Source organism: Streptomyces sp. NPDC044571 (genome assembly GCF_040647115.1).
In the GTDB taxonomy this organism is placed as follows: Bacteria; Actinomycetota; Actinomycetes; order Streptomycetales; family Streptomycetaceae; genus Streptomyces.
This window is the reverse complement of the sequence record NZ_JBEZBN010000080.1, coordinates 1-25,565: the sequence shown is the minus strand read 5'-3', so window position 1 is coordinate 25,565 and position 25,565 is coordinate 1. Positions and strand designations below refer to the sequence as shown.

The 25,565-nt window shown below is 72.1% G+C and carries 22 protein-coding genes and 1 pseudogene; 10 read left to right on the top strand and 13 right to left on the bottom strand.

Translation table 11 applies throughout. The features are described from left to right. The first annotated feature begins 306 nt into the window (after positions 1 to 306). From AB0B01_RS28585 to AB0B01_RS28575, 3 genes are all read left to right on the top strand, one after another. Positions 307 to 3,219, top strand: a complete 2,913-nt coding sequence (locus tag AB0B01_RS28585) for a BTAD domain-containing putative transcriptional regulator (protein WP_361725096.1) — start codon at positions 307 to 309, stop codon at positions 3,217 to 3,219. A gap of 173 nt (positions 3,220 to 3,392) precedes the next feature. Further along, positions 3,393 to 3,617 (top strand): hypothetical protein, encoded by a 225-nt coding sequence (locus AB0B01_RS28580; protein ID WP_361725093.1) that lies wholly within the window; start codon positions 3,393 to 3,395, stop codon positions 3,615 to 3,617. A gap of 285 nt (positions 3,618 to 3,902) precedes the next feature. Continuing rightward, the gene (locus AB0B01_RS28575; RefSeq protein WP_361725090.1) at positions 3,903 to 4,640 is read left to right on the top strand and encodes a methyltransferase domain-containing protein; all 738 of its coding nucleotides are present in this window, start codon (positions 3,903 to 3,905) and stop codon (positions 4,638 to 4,640) included. Here AB0B01_RS28575 and AB0B01_RS28570 read toward each other — a convergent pair. Beyond that, positions 4,637 to 6,262: a FadD3 family acyl-CoA ligase gene (locus tag AB0B01_RS28570; protein WP_361725087.1), complete on the bottom strand. Its 1,626-nt coding sequence runs from the start codon at positions 6,260 to 6,262 to the stop codon at positions 4,637 to 4,639. The two genes, AB0B01_RS28575 and AB0B01_RS28570, sit on opposite strands and share 4 nt — an antisense overlap. 86 nt (positions 6,263 to 6,348) lie before the next feature. On the opposite strand from AB0B01_RS28570, the gene AB0B01_RS28565 reads away from it, so the two are divergent. Genes AB0B01_RS28565 through AB0B01_RS28555 form a run of 3 tightly spaced genes read left to right on the top strand, consistent with a single transcriptional unit; the run spans position 6,349 to position 8,739 of the window. Beyond that, entirely contained in the window at positions 6,349 to 7,500 is a 1,152-nt protein-coding gene (locus AB0B01_RS28565; RefSeq protein ID WP_361725084.1) for a lipid-transfer protein, read from the top strand. A gap of 10 nt (positions 7,501 to 7,510) precedes the next feature. Beyond that, positions 7,511 to 7,966, top strand: a complete 456-nt coding sequence (locus AB0B01_RS28560) for an OB-fold domain-containing protein (protein WP_361725081.1) — start codon at positions 7,511 to 7,513, stop codon at positions 7,964 to 7,966. Further along, positions 7,963 to 8,739: an enoyl-CoA hydratase/isomerase family protein gene (locus AB0B01_RS28555; protein WP_361725078.1), complete on the top strand. Its 777-nt coding sequence runs from the start codon at positions 7,963 to 7,965 to the stop codon at positions 8,737 to 8,739. The genes AB0B01_RS28560 and AB0B01_RS28555 overlap by 4 nt, the downstream gene beginning before the upstream one ends. 54 nt (positions 8,740 to 8,793) lie before the next feature. Here AB0B01_RS28555 and AB0B01_RS28550 read toward each other — a convergent pair whose 3' ends face one another. Further along, a complete protein-coding gene (locus AB0B01_RS28550) occupies positions 8,794 to 9,288 on the bottom strand; it encodes a hypothetical protein (protein WP_361725075.1) in 495 nt (164 codons plus the stop codon). A 110-nt stretch (positions 9,289 to 9,398) separates the two neighbouring features. Between AB0B01_RS28550 and AB0B01_RS28545 the strand changes: the two are divergent. Next, a pseudogene (locus AB0B01_RS28545) lies at positions 9,399 to 9,818 on the top strand (hypothetical protein); the annotation flags it as partial. An 85-nt stretch (positions 9,819 to 9,903) separates the two neighbouring features. On the opposite strand, the gene AB0B01_RS28540 reads toward AB0B01_RS28545, so the two are convergent. The 7 genes from AB0B01_RS28540 to AB0B01_RS28510 form a co-directional block, all read right to left on the bottom strand. Continuing rightward, positions 9,904 to 10,389, bottom strand: coding sequence for a hypothetical protein (locus AB0B01_RS28540; protein ID WP_361725072.1), 486 nt, complete (start codon positions 10,387 to 10,389; stop codon positions 9,904 to 9,906). Positions 10,390 to 10,505: 116 nt separating this feature from the next. Next, positions 10,506 to 10,967 carry a hypothetical protein gene (locus tag AB0B01_RS28535; RefSeq protein ID WP_361725069.1) on the bottom strand — a complete coding sequence of 154 codons (462 nt, stop codon included), beginning with the start codon at positions 10,965 to 10,967 and terminating at the stop codon, positions 10,506 to 10,508. Between the two features lie 77 nt (positions 10,968 to 11,044). Beyond that, the gene (locus AB0B01_RS28530) at positions 11,045 to 12,946 is read right to left on the bottom strand and encodes an alpha/beta hydrolase (protein ID WP_361725066.1); all 1,902 of its coding nucleotides are present in this window, start codon (positions 12,944 to 12,946) and stop codon (positions 11,045 to 11,047) included. 9 nt (positions 12,947 to 12,955) lie between these two features. Beyond that, entirely contained in the window at positions 12,956 to 13,405 is a 450-nt protein-coding gene (locus AB0B01_RS28525) for a hypothetical protein (protein WP_361725063.1), read from the bottom strand. Between the two features lie 152 nt (positions 13,406 to 13,557). After that, a complete protein-coding gene (locus tag AB0B01_RS28520; protein WP_361725060.1) occupies positions 13,558 to 14,052 on the bottom strand; it encodes a peptidylprolyl isomerase in 495 nt (164 codons plus the stop codon). Between the two features lie 57 nt (positions 14,053 to 14,109). Next, complete coding sequence (locus tag AB0B01_RS28515; RefSeq protein WP_361725057.1) at positions 14,110 to 16,536, bottom strand: PQQ-binding-like beta-propeller repeat protein; 2,427 nt, start codon at positions 16,534 to 16,536, stop codon at positions 14,110 to 14,112. Positions 16,537 to 16,735: 199 nt separating this feature from the next. Next, positions 16,736 to 17,545 (bottom strand): VOC family protein, encoded by an 810-nt coding sequence (locus AB0B01_RS28510; RefSeq protein WP_361725054.1) that lies wholly within the window; start codon positions 17,543 to 17,545, stop codon positions 16,736 to 16,738. Between the two features lie 402 nt (positions 17,546 to 17,947). Here AB0B01_RS28510 and AB0B01_RS28505 point away from each other — a divergent pair, with 402 nt between their 5' ends. Beyond that, positions 17,948 to 18,595 carry a TetR family transcriptional regulator gene (locus tag AB0B01_RS28505; RefSeq protein WP_356852774.1) on the top strand — a complete coding sequence of 216 codons (648 nt, stop codon included), beginning with the start codon at positions 17,948 to 17,950 and terminating at the stop codon, positions 18,593 to 18,595. A gap of 225 nt (positions 18,596 to 18,820) precedes the next feature. On the opposite strand, the gene AB0B01_RS28500 is transcribed toward AB0B01_RS28505, so the two are convergent. Both AB0B01_RS28500 and AB0B01_RS28495 read right to left on the bottom strand, forming a co-directional pair. Then, positions 18,821 to 19,312 (bottom strand): nitroreductase family deazaflavin-dependent oxidoreductase, encoded by a 492-nt coding sequence (locus AB0B01_RS28500; RefSeq protein ID WP_361725099.1) that lies wholly within the window; start codon positions 19,310 to 19,312, stop codon positions 18,821 to 18,823. Next, positions 19,312 to 20,574 carry an acyl-CoA dehydrogenase family protein gene (locus AB0B01_RS28495; RefSeq protein WP_361725051.1) on the bottom strand — a complete coding sequence of 421 codons (1,263 nt, stop codon included), beginning with the start codon at positions 20,572 to 20,574 and terminating at the stop codon, positions 19,312 to 19,314. Before AB0B01_RS28495 ends, AB0B01_RS28500 begins: the two co-directional genes overlap by 1 nt. 171 nt (positions 20,575 to 20,745) lie before the next feature. Between AB0B01_RS28495 and AB0B01_RS28490 the strand changes: the two genes are divergently transcribed. Further along, positions 20,746 to 21,945 (top strand): acetyl-CoA acetyltransferase, encoded by a 1,200-nt coding sequence (locus tag AB0B01_RS28490; protein WP_361725048.1) that lies wholly within the window; start codon positions 20,746 to 20,748, stop codon positions 21,943 to 21,945. A gap of 697 nt (positions 21,946 to 22,642) precedes the next feature. Here the strand turns inward: AB0B01_RS28490 and AB0B01_RS28485 are convergent. Then, positions 22,643 to 23,359 (bottom strand): SDR family oxidoreductase, encoded by a 717-nt coding sequence (locus AB0B01_RS28485; RefSeq protein ID WP_361725045.1) that lies wholly within the window; start codon positions 23,357 to 23,359, stop codon positions 22,643 to 22,645. 142 nt (positions 23,360 to 23,501) lie between these two features. Here AB0B01_RS28485 and AB0B01_RS28480 point away from each other — a divergent pair, with 142 nt between their 5' ends. Further along, positions 23,502 to 24,449 (top strand): AraC family transcriptional regulator, encoded by a 948-nt coding sequence (locus AB0B01_RS28480; RefSeq protein WP_361725042.1) that lies wholly within the window; start codon positions 23,502 to 23,504, stop codon positions 24,447 to 24,449. A 160-nt stretch (positions 24,450 to 24,609) separates the two neighbouring features. Here AB0B01_RS28480 and AB0B01_RS28475 read toward each other — a convergent pair whose 3' ends face one another. After that, a complete protein-coding gene (locus AB0B01_RS28475; RefSeq protein ID WP_361725039.1) occupies positions 24,610 to 25,164 on the bottom strand; it encodes a DUF3291 domain-containing protein in 555 nt (184 codons plus the stop codon). Positions 25,165 to 25,565: the final 401 nt, after the last annotated feature.

Genomic DNA, 25,565 nt, shown 5'->3' with positions numbered 1-25,565 from the left:
CCACACTGACCCTCCCCGAGCCTCTTCCTATCTCGCCCCCCCGCCCCGCCTCGCCCGCCTCCCGCGCCCCCCCCCGCCCCCGCCGCCGCCCCGCCGGGGGCACCGGCCGGTGCCCCGCCCGACTCCCCCTCCCCGCCCCCCTCGCCCGCCGAGCCCGCCTCCACCGCCCCGGCCGCCGGCCCTGTCTCCACCGCCCGGCCCTCCTCCGGGGCGGGCGCCGTCCCCGCCACCGCGTCCGCCATGCCCATGCCCGAGCCCGTGCCCCTGTCTTCGCCCGCACCTGCGCCTGTGCCGGAGCCCGTGCCCGTGAACGCCGCCGGCTCCCGCTTCGCCGTCCTCGGCCCCATCCGGGCCTGGCGCGGCAGCGAGGCCCTGCCCTCCGGAACCCCCCAGCAGCGCGCCCTGCTCGCCGTGCTGCTGCTGCGCGACGGGCGCACGGCCACCGCGCCCGAGCTCATCGACGCCATCTGGGGCGAGGACCCGCCGCAGCAGGCCCTCGCCACCATCCGTACGTACGCCTCGCGCCTGCGCAAGGTCCTCGACCCCGGCATGCTCGTCACGGAGTCCGGGGGCTACGCCATCCACACCCCCGCCGGCGCCCTCGACCTCGGCGTCGCCCGCAGCCTGGCCTCCGAGGCCGAGCACGCCCGTGCCGCGGGCGACCGCCCGCTCGCCCGCACCCTGCTGGCCCGCGCCCTGGACCTGTGGGACGGAGAACCCCTCGCCGGGGTGCCCGGGCCGCACGCCGAGACCGAGCGCACCCGGCTCGCCGAATGGCGCCTCCAGCTGCTGGAGACCCGCCTCGACCTCGACCTGGAGGTCGGCCACCACGCCGAGGCCGTCTCCGAGCTCACCGCGCTGACCGCCGCCCACCCGCTGCGCGAACGGCTGCGCGAGCTGCTCATGCTCGCCCTGTACCGCAGCGGCCGGCAGGCCGAGGCCCTCGCCGTCTACGCCGACACCCGCCGCCTCCTCGCCGACGAGCTCGGCGTCGACCCGCGCCCCGAGCTCTCCGCGCTCCAGCAGCGCATCCTGCGGGCCGACGCCGAACTGGCCCGCGCCGAGGACTCCGCCCCGGCCGCCCGGCCCATCCAGGTCAGGCCCGCCCAACTGCCCGCCACGGTGCCCGACTTCACCGGTCGCTCCAAACTCGTCGCCGAGCTGGGCGACACCCTCGCCGAGGCCGACGGGCAGGTCATGGCCGTCTCGGCGCTCGCCGGGATCGGCGGCGTCGGCAAGACCACCCTGGCCGTCCACGTCGCGCACGCCGCCCGCCCGCACTTCCCCGACGGGCAGCTGTACGTCGACCTGCAGGGCACCGAGCCCCGCCCGGCCGAGCCCGTGGCCGTCCTCGGCTCCTTCCTGCGGGCGCTGGGCACCCCCGACACGGCCATCCCCGACACCGCCGCCGAGCGGGCCGCGCTGTACCGCTCGACGCTCGACGGCCGGCGCGTGCTGGTCCTGCTCGACAACGCGCGCGACGCCGCCCAGGTCCGCCCGCTGCTGCCGGGGACCGCGGGCTGCGCGGCCCTGGTCACCAGCCGGGTCCGGATGGCGGGACTCGCCGGGGCGCACCTCGTCGACCTCGACGTGATGAGTCCCGAGGAGGCCCTGCAGCTGTTCACCCGGATCGTCGGCGCGGAGCGGGTCGGCGCCGAGCGGCAGGCCGCTCTCGACGTGGTCGGTGCCTGCGGTTTCCTGCCGCTCGCCATCCGCATCGCCGCCTCCCGGCTGGCCGCCCGCCGCACCTGGACCGTGTCCGTGCTCGCCGCGAAGCTCGCCGACGAGCGCCGCCGCCTGGACGAGCTCCAGGCCGGCGACCTCGCCGTCAAGGCCACCTTCGAGCTGGGCTACGGCCAGCTGGAGCCCGCCCAGCAGCGTGCGTTCCGGCTGCTGGGGCTCGCCGACGGGCCCGACATCTCGCTGGCCGCGGCCGCCGCCGCCCTGGACCGGCCCGAGCACGGCACCGAGGACCTCCTGGAGGCCCTCGTCGACTGCTCCCTGCTGGAGTCCGCCGCGCCCGGCCGCTACCGCTTCCACGACCTCGTACGCCTCTACGCGCGGGCGTGCGCGGAGCGCGACGAGCAGCCGCCGAGCGAGCGCGACGCGGCCCTGGACCGGCTGCTGGACTTCTACCTGGCGACCGCCTCCGCGGTGTACGCGGTGGAGCGCCCCGGCGACCGGCTCCCCGCGCACCTGTCCGCCACCCACTATCCCGGCTTGCGCTTCTCCGACTCGCGCGCCGCCCTGGACTGGTTGTACGCGGAGGCCGACCCGCTGCTGGCCTGCGTCCGGCAGGCCGCCGTACGCACGACCGGGCAGGCGGACGTACTGCGCCGGGCCGTGGACCTGCTGTGGGCGGCGAAGGACCTGGCGGAGTCGGGGGCCAACTCCAAGCAGTACGAGTCCGCCGCGGTGGCCCTGCGCGACGCGGCGCACGCCGCGAAGGACCCGCACGCCGAGGGCCGCGCCCGTACCACCCTCACCAATGTCCACCTGGTCGCCGGCCGCTTCGGCGAGGCCGACGACGAGGCCCGCCGGGCCATGGTGCTCGCCCGCGAGGCCGGCGACCCGCTGCCGAGCTGCTGGGCGCCCAACGACCGCGGGATCATCGCCCTTTACCAGGGACGGCACGCCGACGGCGAGCGGTACCTGCTGGAGGCCATCGAGAACTTCCGCGCCGACGCCAACCACATCGGAGAGGCGAGCGCGCTGTGCAACCTCTCCCGCATCCACGTGGAGCTGGGCCGGCTGACCAGCGCCATAGAGCTCGCCGAGCAGGGCATCGCCATATACGACCGCATGGGCCTGACCCTGCGCCTGGCCAACGGCCGCTACGCACTGGGCATCGCCCTCACCGAGGCGGGCCGGCTCGCGGAGGCGCAGGAGCAGCTCACCGAGGCGCTGTCGCTGTTCCACGACAACCGGCAGCCGCTGTGGGAGGGCGTGACGCACTTCCGGCTGGCGGTGGCCCATCTGGCCGCGCACCGGCCCACCCTGGCTGCCGCCCACGCCGAGCAGGCCATCGCGCTGCGCGGCATCGGCGGGGAGTGGCGCCGGGCCACCGTGCTGACGGTCCTCGGCAAGGCGCTGCGGCGGCTGGGCCAGCGCGACCGGGCGCGGGTGTGCTGGCGGGACGCGGAGTCCATCTTCGCGCAGCTGGGCTCGGCGGAACTGGCCGAGGTGCGGGCCCTGCTGGCGGCGGAGATACCGGCCTGAGCTGGGCGGACGGTGTGATGAACGAGGCATTCATCGTTCGTTTATCGCCGCACGCCACCATGAGTACATCGACTCACCGCGTCGGGGGAAGCGGGAGTCGGCTGGAGGACAACCCGTTCGGCGGTCCGCGGGGGAATCGCCGAACGGGCCCGACCCATCCATCAGGAGATCCGATGACGACGAACGAGAACACCCTGCCGAACGACGGTGACATCAAGCCGCTCGACAACCACGCGTCGGGCATCGAGATCAAGCCGCTCGACAGTCACGCGGGCAGCGCCGACATCACGCCGATGGACAACCACGCCTCCGGTATCGAGATCAAGCCGCTCGACAACCACGCCTCGGGTGAGGACATCGTGACGCTGGACAACCACGCGTCCGGTCCTCGTCCGTAAGACGTCCCACGGGGGATACGGGGGACAGGTCCCGCGGGGGGAGTACGGGGGTACCGGGACCACGGGGGGAAGAAAGGGGTGCCGGCGCGGGTCACGGGGGACCGCGGCGGCACCCACGGGGGAGCACGACGGGGAACGGCGGCCGCGGTGGCCCGGAGGGGGAGCCACCGCGGCCGCCGCACGTCTGCATGTCTGGTCGTCTCCCACATGTCTGCGTGTCCGCACGTCTGCATGTCCGCACGTCTGCCTGCCCGCACGGGGGCTTCGCCTCATTAGGCTGGGGGCGTGTTCACCTCCCAGGGACCGACGCTCCGCGAGCTCGCCGTGCAGGCCCTCTCCTCCGTCGAGCGCGGCTACGACCTGCTCGCGCCCACCTTCGACCACACCCCCTTCCGCACCCCGGACCGCATCCTCGACGCCGTGGAGGAGACGCTGGCCCAGCACGAGGGTTCCTTCGGTACGGGCCTGGACGTCTGCTGCGGTACCGGCGCGGGGATCGCCATGCTGCGGCGGCTGTGCCGCGGGCCGGTGACCGGGGTGGACCTGAGCGCGGGGATGCTGGCCGAGGCCGAGCGGGCCCACGCCGACGAGCGGGTCCGCTTCGTACGGGCCGACGCACGGGCGCTGCCGCCCGAGTTCGAGGACGCGTACGACCTGGCGGTCAGCTTCGGCGCCTTCGGGCACTTCCTGCCGGCCGAGCGGCCCGCCCTCTTCGCGGGGGTGCACCGGGCGCTGCGCCCGGGCGGGCTGTTCGCCTTCCCGATCGGGGCGCCGATCCCGCCCACCTCCCCGGTGTGGTGGGCGGTGGCGGGCTTCGACGCCGTGATGCGGGTGCGCAATGCGGTGTGGCGGCCGCCGTTCGTCATGTACTACCGCACCTTCCCGCTCAGCGGGGTGCGGGCGGACCTGGCAGCGGCCGGTTTCACGGTGGGGACGGCGGCGCTGGAGCACTTCGGCCGCCGCGATGACGGCTCCCCCCGGTGGCGGCTGGTGCTGGCCCGCAAGGCGGAGGAGACGGCCTAAGGCACGGGCCGGGTGCGGGCGCGCAGTTCGCGCTTGAGGACTTTTCCGCTCGCGTTGCGCGGGAGTTCGGTGACGAACTCGACGGCGCGCGGGACCTTGTAGTTGGCCATCTCCCGCCGGGACCAGGCAATCAGGTCGTCGGCGGTGAGGGTGGAGCCGGGGCGGCGTACGGCGTAGGCCTTCCCGACCTCTCCGAGGCGGGCGTCGGGTACGCCGACGACGGCGACGTCCGCGATGTCCGGGTGCAGGCCGATGAGCTGCTCGATCTCGGCGGGGTAGGCGTTGAAGCCGCCGACGATGAACATGTCCTTGATCCGGTCGGTGATGCGGAGGTTGCCGGCCGCGTCGAGGACGCCGACGTCCCCGGTGCGCAGCCAGCCGTCGGCGGTGACGGCCCGGGCGGTCTCGGCCGGGTCCTCGAAGTAGCCGCGCATGACGTGGTGGCCGCGGACCCACACCTCGCCCGCGGTGCCGGCGGGCTGCGCCTGCCCGTCCTGGCCGGCGATCCGCACCTCGGTGCCGGGGATGGCCCGTCCCGAGGTGGACGCGACTACCTCGGCCGGGTCGCCGCGGCGGCACATGGTGACGATGCCGCTCGCCTCGGACAGCCCGTACGCGGTGAGGACGGTGGCGATGTGCAGTTCGCCGCGCAGCCGCTCGACGAGCCGCAGCGGGACGACGGCGGCTCCCGTGACGACGAGGCGCAGGGCGGACAGGTCGTGGTGGTCGCGCTGGGGGTGGTCGAGGAGGGACTGGTGGAGGGTGGGTGGGCCGGGGAGTACGGAGATCCGCTCGGCGGCGATGTTCGCGAGGACGGTGTCCACATTGAAGACGGGCTGGGGGACCATCGTGGCCCCGCGCATCAGGCAGGCGATGATGCCCGCCTTGTAGCCGAAGGTGTGGAAGAAGGGGTTCACGATCAGGTAGCGGTCGCCCTCGCGCAGTCCGGCGAGCTCGCTCCAGACGTCGTAGCAGCGCAGGGACTGGGCGTGGGTGATGACGGCGCCCTTGGGCCTGCCGGTGGTGCCCGAGGTGAAGATGATGTCGGAGGGGTCCTCGGGACGGATCGACTCGGCCCGCTCGCGCACGGCCCCGGCGCTCACGCCGTCCCCTCCGGTCAGGAAGTCCTTCCAGGTGCGGAAGGACTCGGGGGCGTCCTCGGCGAGGACGACGACCTGTTCGAGGTGCGGCAGCCCGGGCAGCGGTCCGGGGCCGTCCCCCGCGGCGGCGGCCCGGCGCAGGGAGGCGACGTAGGAGGTGCCGAGGAAGGTGCCGGTGATGAACAGGAGCCTGGCTCGGCTGCGCTGCAGGACGTATGCGGCTTCCGCGCCTTTGAAACGCGTGTTGAGGGGAACGAGCACCGCGCCCGTCGAGACGGCTCCGAGTGCGCTGACGATCCAGTCCAGGGTGTTGGGGGCCCAGACGGCGACCCGGTCGCCCGGTTCGACACCGGCCGCGAGCGTGGCGGCGGCGGCGCGCTCGACGCGTTCGCCGAGCTGCGCGTAGCTGATGCGCACGCGTCCGTCGACGACGGCCTCGCGGTCGGCGTACTGCTCCGCCGCCGCACGCACCAGCCCCGCGATGCTGCCCCAGCGCAGATCGCCCCGCGCGTCCTCGCCCATCGCACACCCCTCCCAGTAGCTGACTATCCGTCAGATTAGCTGTAGCCTTCGCGGCTGTCAGTACTGGCGCAGCCCCGGAGGTGGCGATGGCGGCAACACTCAAGGACGCTACGGCGATAGTCGGGATCGGCCAGACCGCCTTCGCCAAGCGGCTCCCCCAGTCCGAGAAGGAACTGGCCTGCCGGGCGATCCTCGCCGCCCTCGCGGACGCCGGCATCGCCCCCTCCGAGGTCGACGCCTTCTCCTCGTACACGATGGAGGAGACCGACGAGGTCGAGGTCGCCAAGGCCATCGGCGCGGGCGACGTCACCTTCTTCTCCAAGATCGGCTACGGCGGGGGCGGTTCCTGCGCCACCGTGGGCCACCTCGCCGCCGCCGTCGCCACCGGGCAGGCCTCCGTCGGGGTCGCCTGGCGCTCCCGCAAGCGCGGCTCCGGCCCGCGCCCCTGGAAGAACACCACCGTCCAACTGCCCACCCCCGGCCAGTGGACCCGCCCCTTCGGGCTGCTGCGCCCCGCCGACGAGATCGGCATGCTGGCCCGCCGCTACATGCACACCTACGGGGCCACCCGCGAGCACCTCTTCAACGTCGCGATGGCCTGCCGCAACCGGGCCAACGAGAACCCGGCCGCGATGATGTACGAGCGCCCGCTGACCCGCGAGATGTACATGACCTCCCGCATGATCAGCGACCCGCTGTGCCTCTTCGACAACTGCCTGGAGACCGACGGCGCGCTCGCCTGCGTGATCGTGAGCGCCGAACGGGCCCGGGACTGCCGCCACAAGCCCGTCTACGTGCACTCCGCCGCCCAGGGCCTGCCCGCCCAGCACCACGGCATGGTCAACTACTGGAACGACGACCCGCTCTCCGGACCCGCCTGGACGGCCGCCCGGCACCTGTGGAAGCACGCCGACTTCGGCCCCCAGGACGTGGACGTGGCCCAAATCTACGACGCCTTCACCCCGCTGATCCCGCTGTCACTGGAGGGCTACGGCTTCTGCGGACGCGGCGAGGGAGCCGCCTTCACCGAGGGCGGCGCCCTGGAGACGGGCGGCCGGCTCCCCATCAACACGGGCGGCGGAGGCCTGTCGGAGGCCTATGTCCACGGCTTCAACCTGATCAACGAGGGCGTCAAACAGCTGCGCGGCACCTCCACCGCCCAGGTGCCGGACGCCTCGACCTGCCTGGTGACGGCGGGCGAGGGCGTCCCGACCTCCGCCATCCTGCTGCGAGCCTGAGGAGCCCACCATGACCGCTGCCGCCGAAGACGCCGCAGGCCTCCTGCTGCCGGTACCGGACGAGGACGGCGCGCCCTTCTGGGAGTACGCCGCCCGCGGCGAGCTGCGCATCCAGGCCTGCACCTCCTGCGGGCGGCTCCGCTTCCCGCCGCGCCCGTGCTGCCCGCACTGCCAGTCCTTCGACTCCGAGTGGCGCCCGATGAGCGGCCGCGGCCGCATCTGGTCCTACGTCCTGCCCCACCCGCCGCTGCTGCCCGCGTACGCCGCGCAGGCCCCGTACAACGTGGTCCTCGTCGAGCTGGCCGACGCCCCGCACATCCGCCTCGCGGGCAACCTCGTCACCTCGGCCGACGCCCCGCTGAACTCCGTGGACCCGGCCCGGCTGCGCATCGGCGCGCGGGTGCAGGCGGTCTTCACCGAGACCGGCGGCGTCACCGTGCCGCGCTGGGTACTGGAGAGGTCATGACGGTACGGGTGGAGCGGGACAAGGCGAGCGGGGTCGCGGTCGTCACCCTGGAGCGGGAGCGCACGCACAACGCGATCGACCTGGCGACGGCGGCCGAACTGACCTCCCTGTGGCGGGAGCTGCGCCACGAGGAGGAGGTCCGGGCGGTGGTCCTCACCGGGGCCGGACGGGCCGCGTTCTGCACGGGCATCGACCGCGGCGTGTCCGTCCCCCAGCCCTCCTCCCCGTACTCGGTCGACGATCCGCTGCTCGCGATCGGGCCGAAGGCCAACGACCTGTGGAAGCCGGTGGTCGCCGCCGTCAACGGCATGGCCTGCGGCGGGGCGTTCTACCTGCTGGGCGAGTCGGAATTCCTGATCGCCTCGCGGACGGCGACCTTCTTCGACCCGCACACCACGTACGGGATGGTCAGCGCGTACGAGGCGGTCTACATGGCGCAGCGGATGCCGTTCGGGGAGGCGGCCCGGATGTCCCTGATGGGAACGGCGGAACGGCTCTCCGCGGAGCGGGCCCACGCGATCGGCCTGGTCTCGGAGCTGGCGGAGCCCGGGGAACTGCGCGCGGCGGCCGTGCGCGCCGCCGAGACCCTGGCCGGTTTCCCGCCGGAGGCCGTGCAGGGCACCGTACGGGCCCTGTGGTCGGCGAAGCAGGCGGCCCTGCAGCAGGCCCTGGCCCAGGCCCCGGCGCTGATCAGCCTGGGAAACCTCCCCCCGGAGCGCCAGGAGGCTCTGTTCACGGCCCGCAGGACGCATCCGGAGCCCAGGGTGCGGTGAGGCCCCGGGGGGCCGAGGCGCGGGGGGCCGAGGGCCGGGGCCGCCGGGCGGCGGTCAGTCGATGCGGCCGACGACGCAGGTCCTGGTCTCGGCGGCCTTGTCTTCGTGGACCATCGCGGCCGTGACCGTCTGGGTCTCGCGGGCCTTGAGGGTGACGCGGACGGAGGTGCGGTCGACGACACCGCTCGCGCCTTCGAAGGTGACCGGTACGTCGACGGTGCGTGCCGTGTCGACGTCGGAGGTGACCGTGAGGACGGCCTTCGGGCTGCCGGGTCCGGCGCAGCTGACGACCTGGGCGTGCGCGGGCGGGCGCGCGCTCTTGGTCGGCGAGGGCGTCGACTTGCCGCTGCCGCTGCCGTTGCTGTTGTTGTTGTTGTCGCTGGTGCTGTGGTAGCTGCTGCGCTTCTTGGAGCTGGAGCATCCGCCGCCACTGCTCCCGCCGCTGCTGCTCTTCCCGCCGTGGCTGCCGTGGCCTCCGTGCGAGAACCCGGTGAGCGAGAACACGACGGCCACCAGCACCGCGGTGAACCTGATACGACGGCCGGCCACTATGACGCGATCCCCTCCCTGGACAACGGCGGGCCACGCTATCACCGGCGTGCGGTGGACGGGACCGGGGCGTAGCTTCGGAGCAGGGACCGCTACCCCGGAGGCCCGGCATGATCCGCAACGTCATCGGTTCGCTCATGGGCCTGGCCGGAGCGGCAGCCGCCGTCTGGAGCCCGTTCCGCGCCTGGTACGACGGCCGTCCCGGACGCGACTACCGCCTGCAGGACCTCTTCACCGCCGCCGGGATCACCGACCACGAGGCCGACCTGCTGGGCTCGCCGCTGCTGCCGTTCCTCGTCGCCGCGGTCCTCGCCCTCGGTGCGGCCGTGGTGCGCTCGCGGCTGCTGATGGCGCTGGCCGGGATCATCGTCCTCGGCTTCATGGTGCTCTGGATGGTCCGGCAGGGGCAGGCGGCGGGCAGCCTCTCGGTCAGCGGCGGCGGTCGCGGCATCGGAGACGGGGTGGCCACCGCCTTCGTCGCCGGCGCCCTGCTGCTCCTGGCGGCGGCGGTCATGAGCGGCCGCCCCCGCCGCGAATCCCCCGGCCGGGTCGGCCCCCCGCCCGACGAGCACTGGCCCGCGGACGGTGACGGGGACCGCCCGTGACGCGGCCGGGTCAGTACTCGCCGTCGAGGGCCGAGGCGGAGGCCGCGCGGTAGCAGGCGGACACCACCGTGAAGTTGAGCATGGTGTCGCCGTGCGCGGTCTTCTTCAGGCCCGTGACCACCATGTCGAACCCCTCGGCCTTGTTCTCGGCGATGATCTCCGGGTCCTGGTCCTTGGTCTTGGCCTTGCCGTCCTTGGTGATCTTCCAGCCGTTCTCGGTGAGCCCCTTGCGCAGGTTCGCCATGCCCGTGTCCACGTCCTGCTCGCTGAGGCCGTACACCGACCACGGGTGGGACGTGGAGAACAGGTCGTCCCCGTACGCGCGGCAGCGCGAGACGCTCGGGCCCGGCTCGGTGACCTTGCCCTCGGTGACCCTGCCTTTGACCCCGGTCATCTCCAGCAGTCGGCCGGAGACGATCTTCGCCTTCTGGCGCGCCGGGTCGGGGTCCATCCTCACCGGCGTGTAGTTGAGTTCCTTCACGTTCGAACATCCCACCGACAGCATGGAAAACGACCCGACAAGGACGAATGCGAGAGCCGCGGCACGCAGAGGTCGGGACATGCGGCGGCCACCGGCCCCCGTCCCGCAGCGGGCCCGGCCGGTACTCTCCGTCACTCCGCGGTGGTGTCGCGGAAGCAGCGGGAGTAGACACTGAAGTAGATCAGGTTCTCGCCGCCGTCGGAGCTGTCCATCCAGCTGGCCTCCAGCTGGGTGTGCGTCTTCTCGTGGACCGCGAAGACCTCAAGCGTCTTGGCCTTCGTGTTCACGTTCGGGCCGTTCTTCACGACCTGCCAGCCGTTCTGCGGCAGCTTTTCGGCAAGGCTCTTCATACCCTTGTCGAGAGTGTCGCGGTCCGCACCGTAGAGGGACCAGACGTGCCGGACCACCCTCAGGCCCTTCTTCTTCTCCTCGCTGGTGCCGCAGGGATAGGTCACCGGTCCCCCGGTTTCCGAAACCTTGCCCTTGACCTGGGTCATGTCGAGTGCCCTGCTCGACAGCTCGCCGACCTCTGCCTCCACCTCCTTGCTGGTGCGGGGCTGCGGGTCGTAGGAGCGCTTGGATTCGTTGTCCATGAGAGAACATCCTGCTGTGAGGGTCAGAGCGCCCAGGAGCGCCAGTGCGATGACGTTACGCCTGTGCCTTCGTTCCACTAATGGGCCTCCCACTCAAGTTCGACTCTGTCGTACCGCCCGGCTATGACGGCTGCCTGGTTCCTCAGGCTGAGGGACGCCTTGCCGTCCTGCTCGTCCCAGAAGTTTCCGTGGCCCGGGGCGTCGCTCCGCATCTTGTTGGCGCCGAAGGACTCGTCGGTCGGAATGGTCCAGTTGTCGCCGAGTCCGACAAGTCGCCCGCCGCCGGTGACGAGGTCGTCGTCACCTCCACCTTCCATCGCCCACGTGTGCTTCCCCTTGAATCCCAGGTCTGCCGCATGGTCTGCCTGCATGCCGGGGCTGCCGGCCACGACCACGTCGTCGACGGGCAGGGGGTCGGCCCAGGTGTCGGCGTAGTCACTGCGGTACTTCGCCGTGTCGCCGATCACCGTGGAGCCGTAACTGTGACCCATGAGCGTCGTGTGGGAGTGGTTGCCGGAAGCCGACTGATGGGCCGCCTCGGTGCCGTCGAGGAACCGTCGCAGGGTCGGCGCTGCCTTCTCGGCGTACTTGTCGTCGACGGCCTCGGGGATGATGTCCCCGCTGTCGCCGGGCGCCGCCGAGCGCGGGGCGTCGTAGTCGAACCAGGTGATGGTCGACACCGTCTGGCCGGGCGCCATCGCCGAGCTGTGGCGCCACATGGCCTCACTCTTCAAGGCCTCGTCCTCGATGCTGCCCAGCGTCGTCTTCGTGCCGGGCACGAAGATCGCGGTGTGGTCCGCGGTGTCGGGATTCCCGTTGGCCAGGATCACGCGTCCGTCGTGGTTCGCCTCGGCGTCGAAACCGAGCAAGTACGCCTCGGGCAGTCCGTCCTTGCCCGTCTCGTCGAAGCGCTTCTGGATGACCTCCATGCCGTGCAGGCGGTCTTCCAGGTGGGCTTTCCTGTCCGCGTGCTTGTCGTGCCACTCGCGCCACTCGTCGGTCTCCTCGCGCATCCATGCGCGCCCGTGCTGGACGTAGTGGTACTTGGGCTGCGGTTCCCGGGGGATCCCGTTCAGTTCCACCTGGTAGGCGCCGTGCTGCTCCGCGAGTACCGCACGGTTGGCCTGGTCCCGGACGTCCGCCGGAAGCCCGTCCAGCGCTCCGACGCTCGCGGGCCGCAGGGTGACGTAGGCGTCCCTCTCGTCCTGGGACAGGCTCTTCCACCAGTCGGCGTTCGACCGCGGATCGCCGTCCTTCGGCGGGGCCTTCACATGGTCCAGGTAGTCCTTCGCGCCCGCGCGGACGTCCGCGGTGTCGCTCTGCACGTCGGCCCAGTCCTTGTCGGACACGACGAGGTCGTCGTCGGCCTTGAGCTTGCGGAGCTTGGGCGCCCACAGGGTGTCGGCCTCGGTGGCCTCGGCGACGGCCTGCGCGATGCGGTTGGCGATCTCCACCGCCTTGCCGAAGTTCGGGTTGGGGTGGATGTTCGCCGCCTGCCGCTCCAGGGCGTCGGCCAGGTTGTTGGCGTCCCGCGTCGGGTCGATCACATTGCCGGAGGGCTTGCCCTTGGCGCTGCCGGTGACGGTGCCGCCCTCGGGCACCTTCCCGTCCTTCTCCTCACCGCCGGGCGGGTAGCTCACCGAACCGTCCGCGCCCACCGTGAACTTCGCGTGTGCGGCGTCTTCGAGGGCTGCTTCCAGCTTCTTCTTCGCGTCGGTCATCGCCGCCGCGAGGGCCTTCAGGGAGGTGGCGGCGAGCCCGCATTCCACCTGTACGTAGTGGAAGTTCTTCGCCAGGTCCCGGAGCGACCCCAGCGCCGCGTCCACGGCCTCGCCCTTGAGGCCGGCCCGCAGGCGGGCCGAGATCTGGCCCTCCGCGTCCCCGTAGCCGTGGTCGGCCATGTCGCTGACGGCCTTGTAGCCGTCGGCCGCCTCCGTGAACTCGGACGGCTTGAGGGCCTTGAGTGCTGCGTAATCCATCGCTCAGGGTCACCGGCTCCCGTTGCCGCCGGTGGCGGGGGTGTCCTTGTACTGGCCGTTGATCTGGGCGAAACCGCCCTTGATGTCCTCGTCGTTGGCGTACTGGCCGGTGCCGGCCTTCTCCAGCGGCCCCTGGAGCGAGGTGCACTTGCCCGCCAGGCTGTCGAGGTACGTCTTCCAGGACTGGTAGAGCTCCTGCTGGGCCGTGGCGCTCTCCACGCCGGTGAGGGCGGCACCCTTCTGGCCGTTCTCCAGGGACGTCACGGCGGTCTTGATGCTCGTCGCCAGTCCGCCCAGGTCCTGACTGGCCCGGTTCCAGACCGCCTTGTCGGACGTCAGGTCACCGTCGCCGCCACCGCCGCCTCCTCCGTCGGCTGCCGCGGTACTGGCGAGGTGCATCTGCGCCCCGCCCGCCGTCTGTTGTTTGAGACCCGCCCACTCCGTGTCAAAGGACGTCATGCCGCATCGGCCCCCGTGCTCCCGATTGCTGTGATCAAGGGCTCATCCTATGAGCACATGAAGCGGAGCCGTCAGTACCGGGTGCCGGGCATGGCGGCGGCCCCGTTCCGAAACAGACGGAACGGGGCCGGCCTGCCGGATCGGCGGGGGGATCAGGCCTCGACGACGCCCGAGGCGGCGACCTCGATCTTGCCGCGGGTGGCGCCCGAGGGGGTGCCGAGCTTCTCGATCTGGTCCACGACGTCCTGGCCCTCGACGACCTCGCCGAAGACGACGTGCTTGCCGTCCAGCCACGGGGTGACGACGGTGGTGATGAAGAACTGCGAGCCGTTGGTGTTGCGGCCGGCGTTCGCCATCGACAGCAGGTACGGACGGTCGTGCTTCAGCTGGAAGTTCTCGTCGGCGAACTTCTCGCCGTAGATGCTCTTGCCGCCGGTGCCGTTCTGGTTGGTGAAGTCGCCGCCCTGCAGCATGAACTGCGGGATGACCCGGTGGAACGGCGAGCCCGCGTAGCCGAAGCCGTGCTCACCGGTGGCAAGCTCCCGGAAGTTCTTGGCGGTCTTCGGGACGACCTCGTCGAAGAGGTTGAAGACGATACGGCCGGCGGGCTGGCCGTCGATGTTGATGTCGAAGTAGACGTTGCTCATGGGGTCCATCCTGTCACTCCCGGTGCCGTACGCGACCCGGCGGGGCCGGAAACGGGCTCAGCCGGCCGTACGGGTGCCCGTGCCCTTGGCCGCGTCCAGGGCGTACACGCAGCGGTCCTTGCTGCACGCGTACACCACGCCCGCCTCCGCGACCGGGGCGCCGGTGATCTCCCCGCCCGTGGCCAGCTTCCAGCGCAGCTGGCCGCCCGCCGCGTCCAGCGTGTACAGGCAGTGGTCCGCCGAACCGAAGTGCACACGGCCGTCCGCGACCGCGGGCAGGCCGGTGATCTCGCCGCCCGCGGCGAAGCGCCACTTCGGGGTGCCCGTGACCGCGTCCAGCGTGTACAGGGCGCTGCCCGCCCCCAGGTGGACGTTGCCGTGGGCGACCACCACCGGGTCCGCGGAGGACCGCGCCTCGGTCGCGATGCGCCAGCGGTCCTTGCCGGTGGCCGCGTCCAGGGCGTAGACGGTGCCCAGGTAGTCCGCGAGGTAGACGCCGCCGCCCGTCACCGCCGCGCCGGGCGCGAAGGCGGGGGGCGCCAGGAAGACCGCGGGGGCCTCGAAGTGCCAGCGGACCCGGCCCGAGGCCCGGTCGACGGACAGGACGCGGGTGCCCGCCGCGACGTAGACGTTGCCGTCCGGCGCCGGGGTGACCCGCACGGGGACGTTCCCGCAGGAGGCCGCGTCGCCGACCGGGTACGACCATGATTCCCGGCCGGAGCGGGCGTCCAGGGCGCGCAGCCGCGCGTCCTGCCACACGTACACGGTGCCGTCGTGCAGGACGGGGGCCGCCTCCGGGGTCTCGAAGTCGCTCTGCGCGCCGGTCAGCTCCCACAGCTTCTGGCCGTTCGAGGCCTCCCAGCCCTGTACGCCGCCGCCGCGGGTGGCGGTGACGACGGTGCCCCGCTCGGCGCGCAGGGCGTACACCCAGGCTTCCGTGGACAGCCGCCACCGCTCGGAGCCGTCGGAGGCGTCCAGGGCGTAGAGCGAGGGGCCGTCGGAGGCGTGGATGCGGCCGTCGGCGACGGCCATGGACCAGGCCACGTCGCGCGTCTTGAACTGGCGCCGGCCGCTGGCCACGTCCAGGGCGTGCACCTCGAAGGAGGTGACGTAGAGCAGGTCGCCGGCGACGGTCGGGGTCCCCCAGACCTCGTTCGACATGCGGAAGCGCCAGGGGCGCCAGCGGCCGCTGTCCGGGGACGGGCCGGGATGGGGCACGGCCGCAGCCGCCCCCGCCGCCTGAACGGCCGCGGAGGCGCCCGCCCCCGCGCCGCCCGGCGGCCGGACCCAGCCCGTCGCCGAGTCCGCGGCCGGAGCGTGCGCCGCGGGCGCCGAGGCGGTCGCCCGCGGTCCGGGCCCGATCGGCACCGGGGAGCCGCCGAGGCGGACCGGCTCGCCGGAGGGCGCGGGGGACACCGGCCTCGGCGGATGCTGGGGGCGTTGCGGCGCGGGCCGGCCGGTCCGGGGGTCCACCCAGGAGTCGACGCCGCGGGGCTCCCGGCGGTGCGTGGCGGGGCTGGAGGCAGGGCCCCCGGCCGGGCCCTCGCCGCCCCGCGGTCCGGGTGCCGGGACGGGCGCGGCCGCCGTACGCTGGCCGGCCCGCCGGGCCTCGATCATCGCGACGGCCCGGCCGGGCAGCCACGCCGATGCGGTCCCGCTGTCGTCACCGCCGTCGAAGAGGTGCGGGGCCAGCTGCGCCTGGAGGTCCGCCGGGGTCGGCCGCAGGGCGGCGTCCATCTGCATGCAGGACTCGATCAGCGGCCGCAGCTCCTCGGGCAGCCCCTCCAGGTTGGGACCCTCGCGCAGCAGCATGAACACCGTCTCCACCGGGTTGGCCCCGTGGTAGGGCGGGTGCCCGGTCGCCGCGAACACCAGCGTCGAGCCGAGCGAGAACACGTCGCTGGCGCCCTTGACGCTGCGCGAGTCCTTCGCCTGCTCGGGCGACATGTAGGCGGGCGTGCCGACGGCGACGTTCGTCATGGTCAGGCGGGTGTTGGAGACGCCGCTGGCGATGCCGAAGTCGATCACGCGCGGGCCGTCCTCGACGACGAGCACGTTGGACGGCTTCAGGTCGCGGTGGACGAGGCCGGCCCCGTGAATGGACTGCAGTGCCTCCGCGATGCCGGCGGCCAACCACCGTACGGCCTGGGCGGGCATCGGCCCGCACTCGTTGACGATCTCCTCCAGGGAGGGCGCCGGGACGTACGCGGTCGCCAGCCACGGCACGGCGGCCCGCGGGTCCGCGTCGACGACGGCCGCGGTGTAGAAGCCGGAGACGGCGCGCGCCGCCTCCACCTCACGCGTGAAGCGCACCCGGAACAGCTGGTCCTCGGCGAGCTCGGTGCGCACCGTCTTGATCGCCACCCGGCGTCCGGATGCCGACCGTGCGAGATAGACCAGCCCCATGCCGCCGGCGCCGAGCCGTCCCAGCACCTCGAAGGGGCCGATCCGTCTCGGGTCGTGCTGCGTCAGCTGCTCCACCACTCGCCTCACACCTCCCCGTACGGGCCCTCGCCGGGCCCGTTTCCACCTGCACGCGCGCCGGCACGGCGGTCGGCCCCGTGCAGCGTCTCATCCCGGGCGCCGCCCGGGGTCGCGCAACCCCGATTCTGTCAGGCCCGCGCCGAGGCCGTGTCGCCACACGGGAGCCGCGGGGCGCGTCGTGCGGATCAGGGCTCACGGATCAGGACTCCTGGGCGGACTGCCGGGTGCGGTGCTCCGAGAGCAGCGCGAAGACCGCGCCCTGGTTGTCGGCGACGACCGCGATCCGGCCGTACGGCGTGTCGAGGGGATCGGCGGTGACCCGGCCGCCGAGCCGCTGCACCACCGCGACGGACTGGTCGCAGTCCGGGACGGCGAAGTACGCGAGGAAGTGCGCGGGCATGATGTCCGGGAAGGCGTCGGTGATCAGGCTGCGGCCGAGGACGGCGGTCTCGGCACCCGGCGCACTGCCGGGCGGGGACCACAGGCGGTATTCGAAGCCGGTGCCGTCGTCGTCCTGGTCCTCGGGGACGTAGCCGAAGACGTTGGCGTAGAAGACGTCGACGGCATCGCGGGCCCGCGTGTAGAGCTCGGTCCAGCAGTAGGTGTACGGCTCCTGCTGGGCCTCGAAGCCGTGGTGGGTGCCGGGCTGCCACAGGCCGAAGACGGCCCCGCCGGGGTCGGCGGCCAGGGCGGCGGTGCCGTACGGGCCCACGGGCTGCGGATCCATCACCATCTGGCCGCCGGAGGCGCGGATGCGGGCGGCGCAGGCGTAGGCGTCGGACGTGTAGAGGTAGATCCCCCAGACGGTGGGCATGCGGCCGTCGGGCTTGGGGGCGAGGGCGGCGACGTTGCGGCCGCGGCTGTAGGCCTGGGTGTAGTGGCCGTACTGGGCGCCGGCGCCCTCTCCGAAGGTCCACCCGAAGAGCTCCCCGTAGAAGCGCTTGCCCGCTTCGACGTCCGGAAGGGAGGCATCCACCCAGCAGGGTGTGCCCTCCGCGAATGCGGCCATGGCCCGTTTCCTTCCGTTGTGCGGGGGTGCGTACCCTCCCCCTCGGCCATGATCCGCCCGAGGCCTTGTCCACACCCTGTTGATAAGACTAATCGGGGGATACCGAGAGGAAGCGGGCGGGTCGGGCTCGGGCGGGCGGGAGGGGGCCGCGGGGCGGGGACGGGCGGGGACGGGCGGGTGCGGGGCCGGTGTGGCGCCGGTGGGGGGCCGGTGCGGGGCGGGTGCGGGGCAGTCTCGGGGCGGGCCGCAGGGGGACACGGGCCGGGGCGCCTGCGGCAAACGGTCGGCCGGAATCCTCCGGGAAGCGCCCACAGGGGCGGCTCAGCCCCAGGCCAGGCGCCCCGTCACCCCATTTGCAGGCGGCCGAATCGCGCCCGGATCACCCCTCGGTAAGCTGACGGCATGACAGGACAAGTACGCACCGTCGACGGCCGCGTTGCCGGTCGGCGCGGTCAGGCGACGCGGCAGAAGCTGCTCGACTGCCTGGGCGAGATGCTCAGCTCCTCGCCGTACCGCGACGTGAAGGTGATCGATGTCGCCCGCAAGGCCGGCACGTCCCCCGCGACCTTCTACCAGTACTTCCCGGACGTCGAGGGCGCCGTCCTGGAGATCGCCGAGGAAATGGCCACCGAGGGAGCGCAGTTGACGACGCTCGTCGAGGGGCGCAACTGGGTCGGCAAGGCGGGCTGGCAGGCCGCCGAGGAACTCGTCGAGGGATTCCTGGACTTCTGGCGGCGCAACGACGCGATCCTGCGGGTCGTCGACCTCGGCGCGGCCGAGGGCGACAAGCGCTTCTACAAGATCCGCATGAAGATCCTGAACTCCGTCACCAACTCCCTCACGGAGTCGATGAAGGAGCTCCAGGCGAAGGGCAAGGTCGACAAGGACCTGAGCCCGGCGGCGATGGCCGGTTCACTGGTCGCCATGCTGGCCGCGGTCGCCTCGCACCAGAAGGGCTTCCAGACCTGGGGTGTCAAGCAGGCCGAGCTCAAGCCGAACCTGGCGCTGCTCGTCCACCTGGGCATCACCGGCAAGAAGCCGACCAGGTAACGGCGGACCCCGCCCGGGTCCGCCGCCGGCCAACCGTTTCCCCTTCGGCCGCTTCCCCTCTCGGCCGCCCCCTCCCTTCCTCTCCTCCCCTCTCCTCCCCTCCCTTCTCCTCCCCTCTCCTCCCTGCGCCTCCCCTCCCCTCTCCTCCCTGCGGCCCCGTTTCGGTCGTTCCTCTTCGGGCCCTCCCCCCTTCGGGGCGCTTCCCCTTCCGGCCATCCGCCGCGATCAGCGACGCTCCAGGCGGAACAACCGGATCTCGCGCTCGATGCGCGCCTGGTACGTCGCGTACGGCGGCCAGAACCGCAGCACCGCCCGCCATGCCGCCGCGCGCTCCTCGCCCTCCAGCAGCCGAGCCCGTACGGCGATGTCCTGGCCTTTCCAACTCACCTGCGCTTCGGGATGCTTGAGCAGGTTCCCGGTCCAGGCCGGGTGACCGGCACGGCCGAAGTTGGAGCCGATCAGGATCCAGCTCGCGCCCCCTTCCTCCGGCATGCAGGCGAGTGGCGTGGTGCGCGGCTCGCCCGTCTTCGCGCCTTTGGCGGTGAGGATCAGGCCGGGGAGCATCTGGGCGCTGAGGATGACCTTGCCGCGGGTCAGCTTGTGCACGGCCTTGTCGAGGGCGGGGATGAAGTGCGGCGCGATCCTGGCGAAGAGCAGGGTCGAGGAGATCTTCTGCATGAGCTTGACGCCGGGAGCCGACCCGGCCATCGGAGTCATCACGCGATCACCCTTTCGCTGTTGCTTTCGCTGTTGCTGTCGCTTTCGCCGTTGCTGTCGCTTGCGCTTGTGCTTGCGTTTTCGCCGTGGTCGGTGGGGGTGGCGGTGAAGAGGCCCGCCCGGTGAGCGGCGTGCGCGCGCAGCCGGTGGACCGGGCCGAACAGGAGCTCGTCGCCCGCCGCCCGCTTGAAGTACAGGTGGGCGTCGTGCTCCCAGGTGAAGCCGATGCCGCCGTGCAGCTGGATCGCCTCGCCGGCGGCAAGCCGCAGGGCGTCAAGGGCCTGGGCGAGGGCCAGGGCGCCCTGCTGTGGGTCCCAGGCGGCGTAGTAGGCCGCCGAGCGGGCCGCCTGCACCTGTACGTACAGGTCGGCGAGGCGGTGTTTGACCGCCTGGAACGATCCGATCGCCCGGCCGAACTGCTCCCGCTGCCGGACGTGGTCCACCGTGTGGGCCAGCGCCTGTCCGGCCGCGCCGACCGCCTCGGCGGCCAGGACCGCGGCGGCGGCGCGCCCGGTGGCGGCGAGTGCGCCGAGCACGTCCTCCTCGCCGGTGCCGAGCAACTCGGCCGGAACGTCGCGCAGTTGGACCCGGGCCTGCGGACGGGTCTCGTCCAGGGTGGCCTGCCGTGACCGTACGAGGCCCGGCGCGTCCTCCCGCACGAGGAAGAGCAGGGTCCGGCTGCGGACGAACCCACCGGTGTGCGCGGCGACGACCAGCACGGAGGCGCTGTGCCCGTCGAGCACCTGGGCCACCTCCCCGTACAGCCGCCAGCCTCCGCCCTCCCCCCTACGGGCCTGGACCCCGCCGGCGCGCCCCCCGCCGGACCACTCCCCCGGGGCGTTGTCGCCGGTCAGCGCGAGGGCGGTGGCCAGCGCCGGGCCCGCGACGGCCAGGGCGGCCGTGAGGCCGCCGACCGCGAGCCGGGGAAGCAGGGCGGCGCGCTGCGGGGCGCTGCCGAGGCCGGTGATCAGCGGTACCGCGAGGGACGCGGTGGCGAACAGCGGTGACGGCAGCAGCACCCGCCCGGTCTCCTCGCAGGCCAGCGCCAGGTCGGCGGGTGTGCAGCCGACTCCTCCGTACTCCTCGGCGATGGCGAGGCCCGGCAGGCCGAGCCGCTGCGAGAGCTGCTGCCACAGCTCGCGGTCGTAGCCGGTGGCGGTGCGGACGGCGGCCTTGACCTCGTCCGGTCCACAGCGTTTGCCCAGGATCTCGTGCAGGGTGCGGCGTACCTCGTCCTGCTCCGCGGTGAAGGCGGCGTCCATCGGCTGGCTCCTCCTGGGGGCACCACCCCAGCGGTGGCTGGGGTGGTATCTGACGGGCCGTCATGTTAGGGCGGGCAGTCACAGATGCACAGGGGGCGGGGCGCGGCGATCCGGACCCTGCGCCCACTCGCGCTCTAGCATCTGACGCGGAGTCAGATGTACCGTCGGGCCATGCCTGGACCCCTCACCGGAGCCGCCCCCGCCCCCGCGCCCCGCCGCAGGGTGGCGGTCGTCGGCGTCGCCCTCTCCGACTGCGGCCGCGTGGACGGCCCCACCCCGTACGCCCTCCACGCGCAGGCCGCCCGGCGCGCGCTGGCCGACTCAGGCCTGGACCGCGCGGTCATCGACGGCTTCGCCTCGGCCGGCCTCGGCACGCTCGCGCCGGTCGAAGTCGCCGAGTACCTGGGACTGCGCCCCACCTGGGTCGACTCCACCTCGGTGGGTGGCTCGACCTGGGAGGTCATGGCGGCCCACGCGGCGGACGCCATCGCCGCCGGGCACGCCAACGCGGTGCTGCTGGTCTACGGCTCCACGGCCCGCGCGGACATCAAGGCCCGGCGCCGCACCTCGAACCTGTCCTTCGGCGCGCGGGGACCGCTCCAGTTCGAGGTGCCGTACGGGCACACGCTGGTCTCCAAGTACGCGATGGCCGCGCGGCGCCACATGCACGTGTACGGGACCACGCTGGAGCAGCTCGCCGCGGTGGCCGTCCAGGCACGGGCGAACGCGGCCGCCAACCCGGACGCCATGTTCCGCGACCCGATCACGGTGGAGGACGTGCTGTCGGGGGAGATGATCGCCGACCCCTTCACCAAGCTGCACTGCTGCATCCGCTCGGACGGCGGCTGCGCGGTGCTGCTGGCGGCGGAGGACTACGTCCCCGACACCGCCAAGGCCCCGGTCTGGATCCTGGGCTCGGGTACGTCCGTCTCCCACACCACCATGTCGGAATGGGATGACTTCACCGTGTCCCCCGCGGCGGTCTCGGGCCGCCTGGCCTTCCAGCGGGCGGGGCTCACCCCGGCGGACGTGGACATCGCCGAGATCTACGACGCCTTCACGTACATGACGCTGGTCACCCTGGAGGACCTCGGCTTCTGCGCGAAGGGCGAAGGCGGGGCCTTCGTGGAGAAGGGCCGGCTCCTGCGGGACGGCGAGCTCCCGGTGAACACCGACGGCGGCGGCCTCTCGGCGTGCCACCCCGGCATGCGCGGCCTGTTCCTCCTGGTGGAGGCGGTCCGCCAACTCCGCGGCGAAGCAGGCCCCACCCAGGTCACCAAGCCGAACGCCCGCCTCCCCCACATCGCCCTGGCCTCGGGCACGGGCGGCTGGTTCTGCTCGTCGGGAACGCTGATCCTGGGGCGGGGGTAGGGGGCGGGCGGGGGCTTCGGGGGCGGGATGCCCGCACCCGGGGTCGGTGGGGTTCCGGGGGCGTCCCGTCAGTCGACTGTCCTTCCGTGTCGGTCCGGCCCGTCAAGGGCGCTCCTTCGTCGCGTCGCTTCGCGATGGCCTTCGGCCACCCTTGACTGCCCGGCCCGCCCCGGAAAGACAGCAGACTGCCGGGAAGCCCCCGAAGGATGGCCGGGGGGACAGACAGACATACGGGCCCATCAGCGATGCCCGAGCCGGCTTCCGGTTGCCATGTCCCCATGCGGGGCCGACCACCCCCTCTTCCCGAGCCCAGCCCGGGTCAAGCCGCAGCCGACACCAACCAGATGGGCATCGGGACCCGCAGGGGCCACCATCGCCTCAAATCGCTACACAGCCGGTCTCGGCATAGCGTCCGGCGGCCCGTCTGGGGCTGGGAATAAGCCGCCACAGATCGCTACACAGCCGATCTTGGTTTGGCGGCCGGCGACCGTCTGGGCTTGCTCATAGGCCGCCACAGATCCAACAGGGCGTTCAGGGCTGTGATCGGCGGGCTGAACAGTGCGCCGATCAGGCGGCGGATCTCCGGGACGACTTCGGGCCGGGCGGCTCGCATCCGCCGTCTGGTCGGACTCGCGGCGTCGACTGCCGCGGCAAGGAACGCGTCGCACGTTGCTTCGTTGGCTGTGTGGCGCCTTTGTCACACCAGTGCCGCGCCGCCGTCTATTGCGAGCGTGGTGCCGGTGACGTAGGCGTTGGCCAAGACGAAGAGATAGGCCGCCGCGGCTTCCTCGGCAGTGCCGACACGCCGCGTGAGCAGCTCGGACCCGGCGCCCTGGAGGAAAGCCTCCGGGTCCGGGACACTGCCGTCCCACAGCTCGGTACGGATCACACCGGGCTGGATCACGTTGACGCGCAGAGGGGCGAGTTCGACGGCGAGTGCCCGGGACAGGGCCTCGATGCCGCCGGTGATACCTGCCGTGAGCGCGGTTCCGGACAGGGGGCGGATCGCGAGGACGCCGGAGCTGAAAGTGATCGAGCCGCCGTCACGCAGTCGCGGTGCAGCGTACTTGGCGGAGAGGAACGCGCCCCAGAACCGGCGCTCGAAGACGGCCCTGGCCTCCTGCGGGGTGGTGTCGACCAACGGCTTGATCAGCAGAGATTCGCCGGCGGTGTAGACGAGGTGGTCGAACTCCCCGATCTGCTCGAAGAACGCGGCGATGGCGTTGTCGTCGGCGACGTCCAGGCGGCGGCCTTCGGCCGGCTCGCCCAACCGCTTCGTCGCGGCGTCCACGCGGTTCTGATTACTGGAGGCGACCACGACGTCCGCGCCGGCCGCCGCGACCTGTTGGGCTACCGCGAAGCCGATGCCGGAGGTTCCACCGATGATCACGATCTTCTTGCCGGCCAGAGACATGGGAGCCATTCCTTCGTCGATGCGGTGCGTGGTTCGGCAACCGCCATGGCAAGAACGTACGCCTCCACATCGAGACGGTGAATGACTTAAGATCTCGTTTTCCTGTCATATCGTCTCGCCATACTGGCACTAGAGTGGCGCTATGGACATCCTGAGCAACACCCTCGAAGTCCTGCGCACGGGACGCCCGATGGTGACTCGCACCGATGCGAACGCCCCGTGGGCCCTGAAGTTCCAACCCATCTCAGGAGCCGGATTCCACGTGGTCGTGGAAGGGCACTGCCACCTGCTGCCACCGCACGGCCAACCACTCGCGCTCGGACCCGGCGACATCGTGTTCCTGCAGCGCGGCAGCGGACACACCCTGTGCGACGTGCCGGACCGCGATCCGGTGGACTTCGTACCGGACCGCGTGGACCGTTCCTCGCCGATCGGCCAGGTCACCGTGGACGGACCAGGGCCGCACACGGTGCTGGTGTGCGGGGCGTACGCGATCGACGTTGATCGCCCGCATCCGCTGTTCAACGATCTACCGGAGGTCATCCACCTCCCCGCGGTTCCCGGCCGCCACCCGGTGCTGCGCTCGGCGGTCGATCAGCTGTGCGCCGAGTTCCACGCGCCGCAGCCGGGCTCGGACGCGGTCGTCACGGCGCTCGTCGACCTGCTGCTGCTGTACATCCTCCGGTCCTGGTACGCCGAACTACCGAAGGAGCGGACCCGGGGTTGGGCGGCCGCGCTGACCGACCCGGCAGTCGCCCCGGCCCTGAAGGCGATCCACGACGATCCCGGCCATCCCTGGACCGTGGCGTCTCTGGGCACCCGCGCCGGGCTGTCCCGCGCCGCGTTCGCCCGCCGCTTCGCCTCGGTGGTCGGCGAGCCGCCGTTGACCTACCTGACCAACTGGCGGATGGCCACCGCGGCGCGGTTGCTGCACCAATCGCCGACCCCGCTGAGCACAATCGCGCAGCACACGGGGTACACGTCGGAGTTCGCCTTCGCCAAAGCTTTCAAACGACACTTCGGGTCGCCGCCGGGGGCCTACCGCAAGCAGGTCAAGACGGCAGGCGACGAACCAGGCGGATACAACTGACGGTGAGGTCCAGGACATCACCGCAGCGGATTGGGAAGCGGTGGTCGCTGCCGCGCCGGCCGGATCGTGTCCAAGAAACCAGCGATGCGGTGATCGCGACGATGCGCGGTGGCGGAGGTTCTGGAGGCGAAGGTCGCCTGGCACCGGCACGTCGCAGCCACTAACGGCGGCGGCTCTTCGGCCCGATGCCTTTGATCCTGGTCGGAGTTCCTTCCGGGGCGAATGAGTGGTGGAAGGTGAAGGCGTGCGGCGCCGAGCCGTGGTCGTGGAGGTGTTCCAGCCTGGAAACCCCGTCCTGCCAGGTGGGTATCACGCCGTCGGAGACCCACCAGAACACGTAGTTCGGGTGTCCTGTCCTCTCGAACCAGTCGTAACGCCTGTTCAGTGCCTCACGGTGCAGACCGGTGTAGATGGCGTCGAAGGCGGAGCGCAGGTCGGTCCAGAGTGAGAGGGTCGCGGCCAGGGCGGTGGTTTCCACCGTATGGCCCTTGCCGTACCAGGTCGGTACGGCGAATTCTCCCCATGCACCCCAGTCCGCCTCGAAGAGCATGCCCCGGTCACCGTCTGCCGCTTCAGCACGCGCGAGATATCCGGGGTGCTGACTGATCTTCCGGTAGACGGCCTCACCCCTGTCGTAGAACTCGCGCATGAGAGGTGCGGGATCGACGAGAGGTGACTTCAGGACGCCGAATGTGTACAGCGCAAGATGGGGCATGCGTCTCTCCCTGGTTGGCCTGGTGTGGACCCGGTGCGGTGGCTTGCGCATGGGGGCGAGGATTCGCGGGGCAGGAACTCCTGCGCCGTGGGCGATCGCCGAAGACCAGGTGAAGGTAGCTGCCTCAGCGGGCCATGTCGAAGTTGCGTTTCCCCTCTCCAAGTGGCCTCCTGCGCCGGTCATTACGAGGGCGCGGATTGCCTACGGTCACAAGACCGAGCACCGGCTACGGGTGCGTGCACAGGTGGTGCTGCACGCCGCGCGTGGACGCTCCAACGCTCGAAGGATTTAGGGCGCCGGCCACTTACTGATCATTTCAGAATGAGTTTGGCTCAGGGGCTTGGCAGTTGGGCTGACGGGCGGCAAGGTTCTGGATGTGTCGGATGATCTTGTGCCTGATG